Raw genomic sequence first — 16,304 nt, forward strand, 5'->3', positions numbered from 1 at the left:
AGCCTTCCCTATGGACAAACCAGATATCGCAACTATCATTGATTCACATTTTGAAGAAATGACAGACCTAGAGCAAGAAATCGCTCGCTATTTTTTGCAAGCTGAAACGATTACAGATGATTTATCTTCTCAACAAGTCACCCAAAAATTACATATTTCTCAAGCTGCTTTGACCCGCTTTGCTAAAAAGTGTGGCTTTACTGGCTACCGAGAATTCATTTTCCAATACCAACATCAGGCAGAAAATCAAGCCAACCAAGTCTCCAAGCACAGTCCACTGACCAAACGAGTCCTCAGAAGCTATAGCAATATGAGGGAACAAACACAAGACTTGATTGACGAAATCCAACTAGAACGAATTGCCCAGCTAATCGAAGATGCTGAGCGTGTCTACTTCTTCGGAACAGGGAGTTCTGGCCTCGTAGCTCGTGAAATGAAATTGCGCTTCATGCGTCTGGGTGTGGTCTGCGAGGCCTTGACTGATCAAGACGGCTTTGCTTGGACAACCAGCATTATGGATGAAAATTGTCTCGTACTCGGTTTCTCACTTTCTGGCACAACACCTTCTATTTTAGATAGTCTATTAGATGCCAAGGAGATGGGGGCAAAGACTGTACTCTTTTCAAGTGTTCCCAATAAAGATAGCCAGACCTACACAGAGACTGTTCTGGTAGCCACCCACAGCCAGTCTTCCTATATCCAACGAATATCCGCTCAACTTCCTATGCTCTTCTTTATTGATTTGATTTATGCCTACTTTTTGGAAATCAATCGTGAAAACAAGGAAAAAATCTTTAATAGCTACTGGGAAAATAAAAAACTCAACGGCTATCGTAGACAAAAACGCGTCAGAAAATCCTAGTTTGGCTGAGTCAAACTAGGATTTTTATTCATCACCAAACATACCTCTTCAAGATTATGAATTAGTCATATCTTGACTTAGTCTTGAATAATTTCATGTAATCACTTTTTGAAGGGAGTAAATAAGCAAGTCTGACGGTATCCTCAACAATTGTATATAATACGATGTAATCCTTACTCAAGGTCAATCCTCGCGTTTGGTAGTGAGGGTCTAATTTCTTACCAAATTTTTCATCGGCATCAAATCCAGCTTGAGGGAAAATTTCTAGACGATTAATATCTTTTCTGATACTCGCCACTTTTCGTCTCGCAGCCTCTACAGAACCGATTTCCTCTGCTATATACTGATATATTTTATCCAGACTATCAATCACTCTAGGAGAATACAAAATCCTATATTTTTTATAATCCATAGCGTGTCACGACATCCTCATCTGTCAAGTAATTTCCAGCCTCAATCTTGGCATAACTTTCTTGAACTTCTGCTTGTAATTGTCTAAACAAATACTCCTTCTCTAATTCCTCTTCATTAAGTAAATCTACTTCATTTGTTACAGCAACATTCTTTAAAAATAATCTAAGTGCCGATGAAAGAGAGAGATTTTTTTCTTTTAACACTTCCATGGCATCATTTACCAATTCCCTATTAGCTTGGAAGGTCACAATTTTATTTGAATTTGCTATAGCCATTTTATATAGCTCCTTTATATATTTTCTTTATTATCTCACAATTATAAAGAAAGTCAAGGGAACTTGATTAGAAAATCCTAGTTTGGTTAAACCAAACTAGGATTGTTTTGTATTGATACTCTTCGAAAATCAAATTCAAACCACGTCAGCTTCGCCTTGCCGTACTCAAGTACTACCTGCGGCTAGCTTCCTAGTTTGCTCTTTGATTTTCATTGAGTATAAAATGATAATAAGCACCCAACATACCTGCTGTATTTTGGTGATAGGCAAATTCTAATCGTGTTTTTTCAGCTAGGCTTGGCACCAAGGCTTCTTTCAAGGCTTTACGGATCTTGGGTTTAAGGATAGCCTCTTGTCCCATGATACCGCCACCGAGAATGACTACTTCTGGATTGGCAACGTAGCAAATATTTGCCAGACCTTTCCCAAGGTAATCTACCATCCGGTCAATACCAGCCATGCAAATCTTGTTTCCTTCAGTGGCTTCCTTAAAGATGCGTCGGCCATTCCACTGATCAACATCTTCTCCATGACCTGCTGCTACATACTCCACCAAAGCTGTTGTAGAAGCCAAATCTTGGAAAGCTCCATCCTGCATATGCATATAACCAACTTCGCAGGCCGAGTTGCTAAATCCATGGAAGACTTTCCCATCCATAATCAAACAACCACCGATACCTGTTCCAATAGTCAAGCAAAGAGTGACACTCGCTCCCTTTCCTGAACCAGATACTGCCTCAGCCAGACCTGCACAGTTGACATCATTTTCAATCTCACAAGGAATATTAAAGCTAGTCTCGATTTCCTTCTTGAACTGAGTTCCTGCATAGTTAGGGATTTGAGGTCCAGCATAGAAAATCTCACCCTTATCAGGATCCACCATCCCAGCAGAAGAAATAGCAACACCTGCTACTGGGCCTTTTTCTAAATAGCTGGCTACGATATCTTTGGTCTTTTGTAAGATATGAGGTCCACCTTTATGCGCCTCTGTTGGCATTTCATGCGATTCAAGAAGTTGCCCCTCTTGATCAACCAAACCATACTTGATGTTAGTTCCACCGATATCAATTGCAACGTAGTGTGTCATAAATACCTCCTTATGGATTAGAGGAAGCGCTCCTTGGTTTCACGAATCAAGGCTGCAGCTGCTTCTACAACTGGACGATCGTCTTCAGTCACTGGTGTCAATGGTGAACGAACAGAACCAATGTTAAGTCCTTCATTGATTTTCAAGACTTCTTTAATAACACCATACATATTTCCATGTGCAGCAGTGAGTTTACCAATGATAGCGTTGATAGCATACTGTAATTCACGCGCTGTTTCCAAGTCTTTATCCGCAATCAATTGATTGAGTTTCAAGAAGAGTTCTGGCATAGCACCATAAGTACCACCGATACCAGCTTTAGCTCCCATGAGACGACCACCTAGGAACTGTTCATCTGGACCATTGAAGACGATATGGTCTTCCCCACCAAGGCTCACAAAAGTTTGGATATCTTGAACTGGCATAGAAGAGTTTTTAACACCGATAACACGTGGATTCTTCAACATTTCTGTGTAAAGGCTTGGAGTCAAAGCAACCCCTGCTAATTGAGGAATGTTGTAGATCACGTAGTCTGTATTTGGAGCTGCAGAACTGATATCGTTCCAGTATTTAGCAACTGAATATTCTGGCAAGCGGAAGTAAATTGGTGGAATCGTTGCAATGGCATCTACACCCAAACTTTCTGCATGGCGAGCAAGTTCCATACTGTCTTTAGTATTGTTGCAAGCTACGTGAGCAATGATTGTCAATTTGCCCTTGGCAACTGCCATGACTTCTTCCAAGATTAACTTGCGGTCTTCAACGCTTTGGTAGATACATTCACCAGAAGAACCATTGACATAAAGACCTTGAACACCTTTATCAATGAAGTATTGAACCAAGGCACGCGTACGCTCTGGACTTACTTCTCCTTGATCATCATAACATGCGTAGAAGGCTGGAATGACACCTTCGTATTTTTTTAAATCTGACATAGATTTTCTCCTAAGTTTTCTTTTTTTCTGCTAAAAGCAGGATTTATTCTTTACGTGTTTAGTATACACCTTGTGAAAAACGCTTTCAATATCTTGTGTACACTTAGATTTTAGTTTCGATATGTATTTTGAAATGTTTATGGCTTGAAAGTAGTTTCAGAGACAAGCTAAACTATTGATATTTTGCGAAAATTTTCTCCATCAATCCAGTCTGGATAAAAACTAATAAGCCAAACCCAAAGAGTAGGAAGGCTGAGCCACCTAAAAGTAAACTGAAGGCGGACAGATAAAGAACCATCACAATGAGAAAGAGAATAGCTAACATGAGGAAGAACCAAGGAAAGTTAAAACTTGCCAAGATAAGTCCTTTTTGCAGCACTTCTTTCCAAGATAGGTCATAACGTGCAGCGATGGGATAGCTAGCCAACATCACGATAGTGAGGAAGATAAGAATACCTAGACATATAGCTTTTACCATTTGGAAAGGCATAGCAGTCTGACCCCAGAAGAGATAGAGATCTAGAAGGCTTAATGAAACAATGCCTAACTCAAGCAGACCTAACTGAAGACCTAGTTTCAGATTTTCCTTGAAAGCTCTTAGATAGATTTTAAAGACAGGTACACGTCTGCTTTTCTTAATCTCAAACATAGTCTCGTAAAGGCTAATTTTAGCCACTCCAATCGTCACGATGGGCAAACAAGAGACGACAAAAAGAAGATTGGCTGTCACGATATCCAAGACCTTCTCACTAAAACGCATGAGAAAGTTGTCTGTATCAAATGCTGCCTTGATAAGGCTTACTCCTTTTTGTGCCATATTTGCTCCTCCTGATTTTTTAATCAATCAAAATTTTAAAGAGATATTTGCGAACCTTCTCTTCCATACCTGCATAGCCATTTGGCTGATGTGGTTCTCCTGGGAAGAAAATCGCAAAATTGTGATAACCCAACAAGAGTGGGTAGTGTTCATGACAATGAACAAAGCCAATATCACTTGCTTCGTCGAATGCTACTGCTTCATCTTTGATACGTGAACCGTAACTCGAATATTCATGTCCTTCTACCAGCAAATGCAAGTCAGCATAGTTCTGATGATGCTCAAATTGATCATTTTCAGCTTGATTGAGGACATTTTCCTGAACAACTAGAAAGACCTTGTCCCCATCAATCTCATACTTACCTAGTTCAAATGAATCTTTACGATGCTGATAGAGATAGTCGATAGCCTTGTCTAGATTGGGATGAATTCCTTTGTAAAAGGTGATGTTTTTCAAATCGTCAAAAATCATACTCTTTCCTTCGTTTCTGATAGTTAACTAAAATCATTCTTAAGTTGATAAGTGTCTAACAAAATCTCTAAGGTAAGCAAATACCCAACATTTTGTAGACACTTATAACACCTATATTTCCATAGCATGTCAAGACCACTTCCGCAATCTTGACACACCAGTTTACTTTTCTTATCCTTTAACAGCTCCCATAGTAATACCTTGTGTGAAGGATTTTTGGAAGACAAGGAAGACTGTTACGATTGGCACGGCTGCAAGAGCTGCACCTGCCATGATCAAACCATAGTTGGTTGCCATTTCAGCCTGCATGGTCGCAACCCCAAGTGAGATGGTCAAGTTTTGACGTGAAGTCAACATAACCAACTGCATGAAGTAGTCGTTCCAAGTATTGATGAAGGTGAAGATTGCAAGGGCTGCAAATCCTGGTTTCACAATTGGGAAGGCTACGCTCCAGAAAGTGCGAATCTCACCACAGCCATCAATTTTAGCTGATTCAAGCAATTCTGTTGGGATGTTTTCGCTGAATTGTTTCATGAGGAAGACACCAAACGGCCATCCAATCAAAGGCAAGATAACTGCCCAAAGAGTGTCATGGATTCCCATGAAGTTGACGATACGTACCAATGGCACAAGGACAACTTGTTTTGGAAGAGCCATAGCAGCGATGAAGATGGCAAATAGGATACGTTGACCATAGAAACGTTTTTTAGCCAATACATAACCTGCTAGAGAAGAGGTTGCACAGACTAGGAACATGGTTACCAATGAGATAAATACTGAGTTCCACATCCATTGCATAGCAGGGTTTTGCACCATGAGTTGTTGGAAGTTTTCCATGGTTGGCATTTTAGGGAACCACTGAGGAGGAATAACGATTGTATCAGGTTGTGATTTGAATGCCCCTGTCAAAATCCAGTAGAATGGAAAGATGAACAGCACAGTCAACAAGAGCAAAATGATTGTTGAAATAACAGTAAAGGCTGTTAATGGTTTTTTTTCTGTAGATTGCATAGCTGTCTCCTTTCTTTAGTATTCTACGTCGTTTCCAAGTACTTTAAATTGAACAAAGCTTACGATCGCAATCATGACTGCCAAGAAGACACCAATTGTGTTGGCATAGCCGTATTCTGTCAATTGGAAGGCTTTCTCGTAAAGGTAGTACATAAGTGTACTTGTTGAGTAGTTTGGACCACCAGATGTCAAAAGCTGAATTAAGGCAAAACACTGGAATGAGTTGATTGTTGTAATGATTGCAATGTAAAGAGTTGTTGGAAGAAGGCTAGGCCATTTAATCTTCCAGAAAACTTGAAACTCAGTTGCACCGTCAACACGCGCCGCTTCAACCAGTGAATTGTCAATATTCCCCATAGCAGCGATATAAAGGATAATCGGCTGACCAACTGAAGTTGTCAAAAGAATAATCATAATCGCCATCAAAGCCCAGTGTTTGTCTCCCAGCCAAGAAATGTTCTGGCTGATGATATGACTTGACTTGAGGACAAAGTTTAGAATCCCTGATAGTGGGTCATAGATCCATTTCCAAACAACTGTTACGGCAACACTACCTGTTACAACAGGAAGGAAAAAGACAAAGCGATAGAATGATCTAGCGATAGCATTTTGGTGATAGGTTTGCGATGCTACAAAGAGCGAGAATAGAACAACAACTGGTACAGATCCAATAACCAGAATAACCGTGTTGATCAAAGACTTCATAAAGACAGGGTCTTTAAACATGCGGATATAGTTGTTTAAGCCTACAAACTCAAAGTTTGTCATAGAGTAATTAAAGAAACTTGTAATGAATCCCATCACCATAGGAGCCAATACAAAGATGACAAAGAAGAACAACACTGGTGCTAGGAAAGCATAGGAAATCACTGTTTCCCGCATACGAATTTTATTGACTTTCACAGTCGGCACCTCTCTTTCAAATAGAATAATTTTTTGACTTTCTTGAACTGTTTTAAAATCAAAATGAAATTTTTTAAGATTCGCTTATGTAAGAACTTCATTTTAATTTCGTGACAGTTCCTTACATTTCAAACAAAATCCTCCCTTTTCTTACATAGACTATGCACAGGGAAAAGGGAGGGATCAATCTGATTTAGTGCTTATTGTTTTGTAGCTTTTTTAATTGTTTCGTTAGCTTTTTCAGTGAAGGCTTTCAAAGCGTCCGCTGGTTTTTCGTCACCATTTGATACAGATTGCAACATTGGGAACCAAAGTGTTCTCATTTCAGCAAAACCATTGATAGTGTTGTAGTATGGTGAGTAGTATTTAGTCCAACCACTGATTGTTTCCATACGTTTGTCTTCATAAAGTTTGCCAAATGAAGTACGAACTGGGAAGGCACCTGTACGAACAACGTCTTTTGGACCCCATTCTTTATCATCCGCAATAAATTGGATGAATTTCTTAGATGCTGCAACTTTCTTGTCGTCTTTATTGTTGAATACTGCAAATCCGTTTACAAGGTATTCAAGAGCTGGTTTGCCTGAATCTGATGGGAATGGTACTTCTACTACTTCTACTTTACTTGCTTCCAAGAGTTTAGCTTGGATACCGTTTTGAGCTGGTGCCCAAAGGATTGTGTAAGATGTTTGACCGTTGGCAAAGTTTTGGATATCTGCTCCACCGTCAAATTGTGAACCGTTGTTCAACAAACCGTCTTTGATCCAGCTAGCTGCTTTTTCAAGACCTTTGACGAATTTAGGATCATCAGTTGTATATTTTGTTACATCTTTATCTGTTACAGAACCGCCGTAAAGGTTTGAGATGAAGGCACGTGTTCCTTGGTCTCCCCCTTGACCAGAACTGAACAATGAACCTGGTGTATATCCTTTATCTTTAAGCGCTTTCAAAACTTTTTCAAAGTCATCAGTTGTCCAACCTTCTTTTACAAGGTTTGCAACTCCAGCTTCTTCCAACATTTTCTTGTTCATAGCCATGTAGAATGGAGCTGAACTGATTGGATACATGTAGGCTTTATCTCCAGCCTTACTTGCTTGTACGATATTTTCATTGTTGACATCTTTGACAAACTCATCTGTGAAAATATCATTCAATTCAGCTAATTTACCATTTTTACCGTATTGGATGATACGTCCTGGTGCGTCAAAAAGTACGTCTGGAGCTGTCCCTGCTTCGATAGCTGTTGTGATTTTTTCAGGACCAGACTTGAAGTCGATGGTTTCCAATTTCACTTTTACATCTGGATTTGCTTTTTCAAAAGCTTCGATGATTGATTTTTCATATGTTCCAACACCGTCACCAGTTTTTTCTTGAGTGAAGACTGGGAATGCCCACCAAGTGATTTCTGTTTTTCCACTATCACTACCAGATTTTCCAGCATCTTTACTTCCACCAGAATTACCACATGCAGCAAGGCCAAGAATCGCAGCACCCGCAAGCACTGTACAAGCTAGTTTTCTAAATTTCATTTGTATTCTCCTAATTGATAAGCGTATCCATATTGGATAATGAGTAAGATTGCATTTGTATACGTTTTCATTTCATCCTACGCATCCACCACTCTCCTCTGTTTTTAAATTGTGTTATTTAAGACCAGCAACGAAGCGTTCTGTAATCTCTTTTGGTCTAGTAATAGCGCCACCAACAACGATACCTCGCACTCCGTATCCCAGGATTTGTTTGGCTTGTTCTGGTGTATGAATTTTCCCTTCTGCAATGACATCTACACCTGCATCACAGAGTTTTTTAATTAATTCAAAATCGGGACCATCCACTTTAGGACTGTAAGATGTGTATCCTGATAAGGTTGTTCCGACAAAGTCAATTCCTGCTTCTACAGCCGCTAGTCCTTCCTCAAAAGTACTTGTATCAGCCATCAAGAGCTGATGAGGATATTTCTCCTTAACCTGACGAATGAACTCTTGAATCTCTAAACCATCGTAGCGTTCACGCTTGGTACAATCCAGAGCAATCACCTCGATGTCCAGTTCTGCCAATTCATCAACTTCTTTCATAGTAGCAGTGATGAAGGGTTCTTGTGGTGGATAATCTCGTTTAATTATCCCAATGATTGGAAGGTTGGTAACCTCCTTGATTTCCTTAATATCGCGAACACTGTTTGCTCGGATACCGACTGCTCCACCTTGCTCAGCCGCTTTGACCAGCAAGGGAATGACTCCTCCCGCTTCTGTATAAAGCGGTTCGTGAGGAAGGGCCTGACAAGAAACGATGATTCCATCTTTGATTTGTGCAATCAAGGCTTCTTTAGTAATCTGTGGCATCCTCTTTCCTCCTTTTCTTTGTTCTTATGAGTTGATTATATATCATTTATGAAGCGCTTTCAATACTTTGTAGTAGGATAGATTACAGTTTCAAAAGTATTTTATAGAACAGCTGTTTCTGAAAGTAGTTTCAGGTAATATAAATATCCGTATATACAACCAAATGAACTAAAACTAATCCTGACCACCCGTCAAACGGGTGGTTTGTCCCAGGGCTATAAGCCCAAATTACCAGCCAGCGCCTAAAGACGCTGGCTTTCACGTTGTTCAAGCCTTATGTCACTTGCCTCTCAAAGAGGCTTTAGTATTACTTACCACTATCCCTAAAGGGATCCTCATATTCTTTTACACTTAATTTATCTAGTGCTGTATCATGCTTTACTCGTTCTCAAATTTTCATACTCGTGAAGAAATCATCCACTGGATAATTTCTTTAATCTTGGATATATTTCTTAATCGTGGCTTCATTGAGTCCCACCGTACTCACATAATAACCTTCCTCCTAGAAATACTTGTACTTGAGATTGGCGTGTTTGTCAAATATCATGAGTGCACTTTTTCCTTTTAAATAACCCATGAAACTCGAAACACTTATCCTTGGTGGAATACTCACTAACATGTGTACATGGTCTGGCATTAAGTGACCCTCGATAATTTCAACTCCTTTATAACTACACAAGCGATGAAATATTTCGCCTAAACTACTTCGATATTGATTATAGATGACTTTTCGTCTATACTTAGGGGTGAACACAATGTGATAGAACAGTGCCACTTTGTGTGCGATAAACTATGAGCCTTTTGTGCCATATTTTTCTCCTTTCGCTTTACAATTGGCTTGAACACCTTTATTGTATCGCGTTCGGAGTTTTTTTGGTATAACCTTCGACGCGCACCCGCATAGCGGGTGGTTTTTTTGTCTCGCACCTAACGGAGCGAGACGGACTAATAGTCACATAATAAGAATCACAATAAGCTCATTCATAAATGGTTACCTAAAGAAACTAAGAAAACGACTCCTAAAGAAGTCGCATTCATCAAAAATTGGATTAACAACTATCATAAAAAATGCTTGAACTACAAGTCTCCCAGAGAATTTTTTGTTGCTAACTAACTTGAAATTTAGCGTTTGTATTTGAACGACAAGCCTAACACAGAGATGTTTTCTTATGTCTATAATTAGCTTTTATTTACTCAAGAAGTTCCAATTAAATTTCTTATAAAAAATTGTATAGCGATTTTGACTATTCTCGCTATGTTCATATAAAATTCCGTATTCTCCGTCACCTAAGTCTTGTAATGAATTATATGCAAATTCCCCACCTTGAATTAGATTATGCTTCAACCAAGTTAACTCGCCATTTTTCTCAACACGTGCCAAGTGAACTAGACCATCTTTTCGTTCGCGTCCTGGTCCAGCAGCATTGCTAAGAATAATATACTCTTTCCCATCATGCATAGTATGAATAGCTGACATTTGCACATAGGCATCTTTTACTTCTGGATAACGTTTGATTGTTTTCTCCCAAGTCACTCCACCATCTTTACTAGTAGCAACCTGAAGATCTCCAGTCAAGCCACGCATGAAGAGTTTGACATCACCATTATTTAATTGAAGAACAGTTGATTCTGTATTTTGAGCGCCACTATTATTCATATTAGACGAGTGGATGACACTATTTCCAACAGGTCGATTATCATTTGGGGCTTCTCCAGCATGCCAAGTTACCCCATGATCATCTGAATAAATTAGACGCGAAGACTGCGAACCACCTAAATGCGAAATACTGTTTGTTGTATAAGCTGGTACCAATATCCGTCCCTTATGCTTACCTGTACGTAATACAATACCTGTTCCAGGACCTGTTCCAAGGAATTTCATCCAATCTTGTCGAATCCCTGGTGTGATATCTTTCGGTGCAGACCATGTTTTACCATCATCATCACTATAAGACATCCATAAATAGCTAGTATTTGCAACTCTAAAAGGATTTTTCGTACTTTGTGCAAAGTAAACATTACCAATTAAATCCTTCCCTTTATACAAATCACCTTTGTCGCTATATCCTAGTTTTTTGGGATTTACTACAACATGATAATCTGTTTTTTGATTTTTAGAATTATAAACTTCACCATTTTCACGAATTGTATAATATCCTTTTTCGCCTGTTTTATATAAAATTTGATAAGTTTTATCCCCTATACGCTCGTATGCTTTTTCAGGTTTAGCAGGCATACCGAATACTGCTTTTCCTTCTGGGAACATATCATAAACCGAAAAGATTCTCTTAGTTTCCGGATCTTGAACTAATACCATATCAATATTTAATGGCGACGGAGCAGTTTTGTCTTTGGCATCTGGATTATCACGAAGATTAGAAATTGTTATTCTATCTCCCCACGTCTCTCCTCCGTCCTGACTTCGACGAACTACCATACCAATATCTCCCCAATCTGCGAATTGTAAACGTCTTTCATCCGCTCCGGCAATTAATGTGCCTTTATCTGTTTTTAGCAGTGCTGGAATTCGGTAAGTATTAATTCCATCCTTATTCAATCCACCATTTACACCACTTACAAAAACTTCCTTCTTCTCTGTAATTTTTGCACTTTCCGATGATTTCACTTCTAAATCCGCTATATGTCCTGATACAGATGTTCTACTTTCTAAAGTAGTTTCAACCTTATTTGCATCAATATTAGTAGTGGTTTCTTGTGCTAATACTGGTGAAATACCAGACAAGACCGAGCCGATAACTATAGAAGCAACTCCGATAGTAAATTTTCTAATACCATATCGGTTTTTACGATTAATAAAACTCTGATTCATATAACTCCTCCGATGCTTTTGCTAAGCGATTTTTTAAAATTTTTGAATTAGTTAAAAGGTTAGCACTGGAAAGCAATTCAACTAATACGATTGCTTATTCTTGATTAATCTATGACTCTCTAAAAGTAATTATTTTATTTCCTAAAAATCTAGATTTTTCTTTATTATACAATAAAACAATATATTTTTCTATATTAATCTACAATAGATTCTATTTTCAGAAATATTTTTATACTTCTATCTTCTTTAAAAGTACTTTCGACTTCTATAACAAAAAGAGAAATAATATATGCTCCAATGTCATTAAGTTAGGACTAAACTTTCTCCTTCAATAAAGAGTGTAAACGATAACCCCTGAGCCTTTTGTTTCATATTTTTCTCTTTTCGCTTTACAATTAGCTTGAACACCTTTACTGTATCGCGCTTGGAATTTTTTGAGTATAATCTTCGATGCGCGAGTCTGGTATAAAAAGATTTTGATTTTAGGAATTCTTTATTATGAATTTTAAAAATCGATAGATTAGACAAAAAAGCGAACAATACAGAATTCTGAGTGTCAGATAACTCGTTTTGTTCGCTTTTCATATTTAAGGCTAGACTTTTGTCCCAGACTCGGTTTATTTTATATGAACATAAAAGTTCAAAGAACAACTGAAGACAAATTAACTGTCTTTTCGCTTATAAGAAATCATTACTCCAAGGATCGTTCCCACAAAACCGAATAAGATTGTTAGTAATGAAGAAGTCTCACCTGTATTTGGTAACATAGTTTGTTCATCGTTACCTACTTTCTTATCTAATTGATTAAATCCTGATCTCTCATTTGTAGATAACAGTTTAGGGGATAGAGAAAGTTCCTCGTTCTTTTTAGCTTCTATAGGTTTTTTAAATGGTGGATTGTCGATAGAGAATCGGAAAGTCATCGCATAAATACTAGAATTGCTAATCTCAAAAATAATCTTTCCATCTTTTTGTTCGAATTCAATAGTGTATAGGTTTCCTTCTGGATCTACAGCATAAACATTCTCAACAGACTGATCCATAGCAAAAGTAACTAGGACTTTTCCGTTAGGCTGAACAGTTCTAGCAGCTGTATCCTTTAATTGAATATCAAATGCTTTATAGTTTAATGAACTTAGATCACTAACTTGAACTTCTTGAATTTGAACACCTATCACATTTTCCAATACTTCTTCTGAAGCTTGAATTTGCACACTTCCTGCTTCATTTTTGAAAATACGTTGTGAACTAGCAATTCTTGTGATAACTTGTTTCATTGTTGCTTCATTCTTACTATCTCTATTGTTATCATGCATAGGACTTGCTACCACACTCACTTCTCCTGTGGAGTTCTGTTTTTCAACTATTGGGGCCGATTCTTCTACTACTGTTGGTAGTGTTCCTGTATACTCTGGAACTTCTGTAACAAGTGAGTCGCCTCCATTCACGCCACCTTTAAACTCTGGCTTAGCTACGGTAGGAGCTGGAGAACCACCTAATGTAGATATAACACCACTATACTCTGGAACTTCTGTAACAAGTGAGTCGCTTCCATTCACTCCGCCTGTGAAGTCTGAAATGTGATGAACTTCAGCATCTGCACCATTGACCCCGCCTCTAAACTCTGGCTTAGCTACTGTAGGAGCTGCAAAGTCACCAGATGTACCTAAATTACCAGAATCTTCTTTTCCACTATCTTTTTTTGGATCTAATTTCCCAGCTAAATCCTTATCCGAATCCTTCTTAGAAGGTTCCACTTCTTTATCTTCCACATAGACAGGATCTTTTGGTTGACCCTCAATATAAGAACGAACCCAATCCAGCTGCTCTTTTGATAAAACCAAACCACCACTGCGGCTTCCTACAACACCGTTTTGGTGAACTCCAATTAAAGCACCTTTATCATTATAAAGACCACCACCAGACGCTCCAGGTTTCGTACCTCCATAGCTAATTCCCTCTATTCCAGAACCGAAGTCTGTAGTTCCTACTACTTTGCTATCTAAAACTGGACTTAGCTTGTTATCTGGAAAACCATAGACCGAAACTGAATCCCCCTCTGCAACTTTCGAAGATTGTTTTACAACCTCTACAGGAGTTACTCCTTTTACTGCTTCTTTTAACCGAACCAAAGCTAAGTCGTTTTTAAATCCAAATACTGAATCTTTCTTATTCCAATAAACAATATCATCATCTGAAAAATTCACAGACAACCCATTCGGTAAAGTTGCTTTATACACTGTATTGGTGCGACCAGACTTAGTAACTACCTCAGAACCTTTAACTGTTAAAAAATTATGAGCAACTGTTAACACCAAATTGGGTGCAATTAAAGTACCTGACCCCGACCCATCTGGCGTTTGAATGTGCGTTGTAGCATAAAAATTTTCTGAACCATTCGGAGCTTGTAACACCTCTTTACTAGGTACAGGTAAGTTCGATTTACCACTCAAATCGACTTTACCAACTTCCGTTCTTGCAAAATCCGAAGAAGAGGTAGATGGAGGAGTTACCGAATCTACTACCGCTCTTATAATTGTATCTCCTAAAGCTAACTTACTGACATAGTCATCAGACCAAGTAGTATCACTTGCTAGTTTGTTAATTGATACTCCGTTATAGGATACAACTTTAGCTGTTGGGGAAGTTGCTATTAACTGTTTGAAATCTGGATTTTGTCTTAAATGAAAATTCAAACCACTTCCAATGGGACCTTCCTGAACAACCTTATCTGAAATCAAGCGAGTTCCTTTAGTATCTTCCACTCGAAGTAGAACACGACCTTTTTCTTCACCTTTTACTAAAGTAGCTCGACCTTTTTCATCAAAACTATACCAAGCACCGTCAATCTCAGACTCTACATCTTTTAAAGCTATATGATTTTCATCATAGTAGTAACGGTTTGCACCATCTATATACCAACCCTTTATACCATATTTATCAATCATAGAACGAATCCAAGCTCTGTGCTTGTCCGTAAAAATCGTACCACCCCCAATACGCTCACTCTCAGGGGCGCTTGAAGTATTGGTTCCATGCTGGTGGATACCAACTACCTCTCCCTTATCATTAAACAAAGGAGCGCCTGAAAAACCTCCTAAAGCTGAGGAATGATAAGTGACTGCACCACTCTCTTTATTGATACTGCTCACATTTGTGGAGACTGAATAAGCCTTACCATCTTTCAATCGAGCTTTATTTTCTTTACTTAAATTTGGAGTAGAAAAATCATTGGGATATCCGACCATAGTGATGCTATCACCCGTAGAAACCTCTTTATCACTCAACTCTCTTGGAGAGTCCTCACCACCTGTCATAGCTTCGACAGGTTTTTTAGTGATAACCACTGCTAAATCGTTGCTATAGTCTTTCCCAAAGTCTTTGCCGTTATACAAGTGAATAGAGTCTTTTTCAAGAGCTTCTGATACCCCTGAAGTAGGTACTTTATTACTCTTCTCTGTCTCTGAGTTCATCACAACATAACTACGAGCAGACTCCCCACCGCGCAATACTGCAGACTTATCCTCTTGGTTTTTATCATAGTAGTTATGAGCTACTGTTACCATCACATTCGGCGCTACAAAGACACCGCTACCTGATGCGGTTTGTTTTCCACTTGTTCCGCTATCATAAGTGGTATAAGTCATAGCAACACCTTCTGCAGATTTACTATGAACGTCCACATCGTGAATATCACTACCGCCTTGAATGACATCAGCAGAAACAACCCCGCCACCAATAATTGGTAACTCTGGTGCAGCTAAGCCAATCGCTGCGGATAGTGTCAAACAACCAACCAAACCATAAGCTTTGGATTTACGAAATTTTCCTAAACCTTTTAAACACACAAACATACATTACCTCACTTTAACTTTCAAAATTAATTTATCCAAGTATATTCTAAAAAATAAAATATTACAGTTTCCATTAGCATAACATTCTCTACTTTGATTCTTACAATAAAAATAGCTATAGATTATTTTGTTCCTTTACAAATGCTATTTAAGTACTGTATCTACAGGAATATCGTTTTTACAAGATATTATCCTAATGAAAAAACCATCTTATACATAAACGTATATATAAATGTTCATTTGTAGCGAAACTGTATATTTTCTTATAAATTATAACATATTTCACAGACGCTTTCCAATGTATTGAAATAGCTTATACCCAACTAGATAGAAAATGAATTGTTTGACACCACAGCCCAGAAAAAAACTCATACTCAATAAAAATCAAAGAGCAAACTAGGAAGCTAGCCGCAGGCTACTCAAGACACTGCTTTGAGGTTGCAGATAAAGCTGCCGTGGTTTGAAGAGATTTTCGAAGAGTATGAATTTCAAAGTATATATG

The 16,304-nt window shown here is 38.4% G+C and carries 12 protein-coding genes and 3 pseudogenes; 2 read left to right on the forward strand and 13 right to left on the reverse strand.

Annotated elements, in window-relative coordinates; genetic code table 11:
- Window positions 1–10 precede the first annotated feature (10 nt).
- On the forward strand, window positions 11–862 hold the full coding sequence (locus QM424_RS06120) for a MurR/RpiR family transcriptional regulator (RefSeq protein ID WP_049521893.1): 852 nt from the start codon (window positions 11–13) through the stop codon (window positions 860–862).
- A 61-nt stretch (window positions 863–923) separates the two neighbouring features.
- Here QM424_RS06120 and QM424_RS06125 read toward each other — a convergent pair whose 3' ends face one another.
- From QM424_RS06125 to tnpA, 11 genes and pseudogenes are all read right to left on the reverse strand, one after another.
- Window positions 924–1,274, reverse strand: a complete 351-nt coding sequence (locus QM424_RS06125) for a type II toxin-antitoxin system RelE/ParE family toxin (RefSeq protein WP_000384863.1) — start codon at window positions 1,272–1,274, stop codon at window positions 924–926.
- Window positions 1,264–1,551, reverse strand: coding sequence for a type II toxin-antitoxin system RelB/ParD family antitoxin (gene relB / locus QM424_RS06130; protein WP_049521894.1), 288 nt, complete (start codon window positions 1,549–1,551; stop codon window positions 1,264–1,266). Before relB ends, QM424_RS06125 begins: the two co-directional genes overlap by 11 nt.
- Before the next feature lie 190 nt (window positions 1,552–1,741).
- Window positions 1,742–2,638 (reverse strand): ROK family protein, encoded by an 897-nt coding sequence (locus QM424_RS06135; protein WP_414393673.1) that lies wholly within the window; start codon window positions 2,636–2,638, stop codon window positions 1,742–1,744.
- Window positions 2,639–2,655: 17 nt separating this feature from the next.
- Window positions 2,656–3,573, reverse strand: a complete 918-nt coding sequence (locus QM424_RS06140) for a dihydrodipicolinate synthase family protein (protein ID WP_001281493.1) — start codon at window positions 3,571–3,573, stop codon at window positions 2,656–2,658.
- A 172-nt stretch (window positions 3,574–3,745) separates the two neighbouring features.
- A complete protein-coding gene (locus QM424_RS06145) occupies window positions 3,746–4,390 on the reverse strand; it encodes a YesL family protein (RefSeq protein ID WP_414393676.1) in 645 nt (214 codons plus the stop codon).
- 19 nt (window positions 4,391–4,409) lie between these two features.
- A complete protein-coding gene (locus tag QM424_RS06150) occupies window positions 4,410–4,862 on the reverse strand; it encodes a NanQ anomerase/TabA/YiaL family protein (protein ID WP_000575452.1) in 453 nt (150 codons plus the stop codon).
- Between the two features lie 171 nt (window positions 4,863–5,033).
- Window positions 5,034–5,873 (reverse strand): carbohydrate ABC transporter permease, encoded by an 840-nt coding sequence (locus QM424_RS06155; protein WP_001192010.1) that lies wholly within the window; start codon window positions 5,871–5,873, stop codon window positions 5,034–5,036.
- A gap of 15 nt (window positions 5,874–5,888) precedes the next feature.
- On the reverse strand, window positions 5,889–6,755 hold the full coding sequence (locus QM424_RS06160) for a carbohydrate ABC transporter permease (protein ID WP_162489574.1): 867 nt from the start codon (window positions 6,753–6,755) through the stop codon (window positions 5,889–5,891).
- A gap of 221 nt (window positions 6,756–6,976) precedes the next feature.
- On the reverse strand, window positions 6,977–8,305 hold the full coding sequence (locus tag QM424_RS06165) for an ABC transporter substrate-binding protein (RefSeq protein ID WP_077804819.1): 1,329 nt from the start codon (window positions 8,303–8,305) through the stop codon (window positions 6,977–6,979).
- A gap of 114 nt (window positions 8,306–8,419) precedes the next feature.
- Window positions 8,420–9,118 (reverse strand): N-acetylmannosamine-6-phosphate 2-epimerase, encoded by a 699-nt coding sequence (locus QM424_RS06170; protein ID WP_077804818.1) that lies wholly within the window; start codon window positions 9,116–9,118, stop codon window positions 8,420–8,422.
- Between the two features lie 307 nt (window positions 9,119–9,425).
- Window positions 9,426–9,928 (reverse strand): annotated as a pseudogene (gene tnpA, locus QM424_RS06175) (IS200/IS605 family transposase).
- Window positions 9,929–10,076: 148 nt separating this feature from the next.
- Here tnpA and QM424_RS06180 point away from each other — a divergent pair.
- A pseudogene (locus tag QM424_RS06180) lies at window positions 10,077–10,257 on the forward strand (IS30 family transposase); the annotation flags it as partial.
- A 50-nt stretch (window positions 10,258–10,307) separates the two neighbouring features.
- Here QM424_RS06180 and QM424_RS06185 read toward each other — a convergent pair.
- Window positions 10,308–11,936: pseudogene (locus QM424_RS06185) on the reverse strand (exo-alpha-sialidase); the annotation flags it as partial.
- A 674-nt stretch (window positions 11,937–12,610) separates the two neighbouring features.
- Complete coding sequence (locus QM424_RS06190) at window positions 12,611–15,802, reverse strand: SIALI-17 repeat-containing surface protein (RefSeq protein ID WP_414393680.1); 3,192 nt, start codon at window positions 15,800–15,802, stop codon at window positions 12,611–12,613.
- Window positions 15,803–16,304: the final 502 nt, after the last annotated feature.

Source organism: Streptococcus mitis, from assembly GCF_047464945.1.
GTDB lineage: Bacteria > Bacillota > Bacilli > Lactobacillales > Streptococcaceae > Streptococcus > Streptococcus mitis_EA.

Bases quoted from the DNA above. Each gene is read 5' to 3' on its own strand.
- QM424_RS06150 (WP_000575452.1), bottom strand. From the start codon at position 4,862: ATGATTTTTGACGATTTGAAAAACATCACCTTTTACAAAGGAATTCAT.
- QM424_RS06120 (WP_049521893.1), top strand. From the start codon at position 11: ATGGACAAACCAGATATCGCAACTATCATTGATTCACATTTTGAAGAA.
- QM424_RS06190 (WP_414393680.1), bottom strand. From the start codon at position 15,802: ATGTTTGTGTGTTTAAAAGGTTTAGGAAAATTTCGTAAATCCAAAGCT.
- QM424_RS06140 (WP_001281493.1), bottom strand. From the start codon at position 3,573: ATGTCAGATTTAAAAAAATACGAAGGTGTCATTCCAGCCTTCTACGCA.
- QM424_RS06160 (WP_162489574.1), bottom strand. From the start codon at position 6,755: ATGCGGGAAACAGTGATTTCCTATGCTTTCCTAGCACCAGTGTTGTTC.
- QM424_RS06155 (WP_001192010.1), bottom strand. From the start codon at position 5,873: ATGCAATCTACAGAAAAAAAACCATTAACAGCCTTTACTGTTATTTCA.
- QM424_RS06165 (WP_077804819.1), bottom strand. From the start codon at position 8,305: ATGAAATTTAGAAAACTAGCTTGTACAGTGCTTGCGGGTGCTGCGATT.
- QM424_RS06125 (WP_000384863.1), bottom strand. From the start codon at position 1,274: ATGGATTATAAAAAATATAGGATTTTGTATTCTCCTAGAGTGATTGAT.
- QM424_RS06170 (WP_077804818.1), bottom strand. From the start codon at position 9,118: ATGCCACAGATTACTAAAGAAGCCTTGATTGCACAAATCAAAGATGGA.
- QM424_RS06135 (WP_414393673.1), bottom strand. From the start codon at position 2,638: ATGACACACTACGTTGCAATTGATATCGGTGGAACTAACATCAAGTAT.
- relB (WP_049521894.1), bottom strand. From the start codon at position 1,551: ATGGCTATAGCAAATTCAAATAAAATTGTGACCTTCCAAGCTAATAGG.
- QM424_RS06145 (WP_414393676.1), bottom strand. From the start codon at position 4,390: ATGGCACAAAAAGGAGTAAGCCTTATCAAGGCAGCATTTGATACAGAC.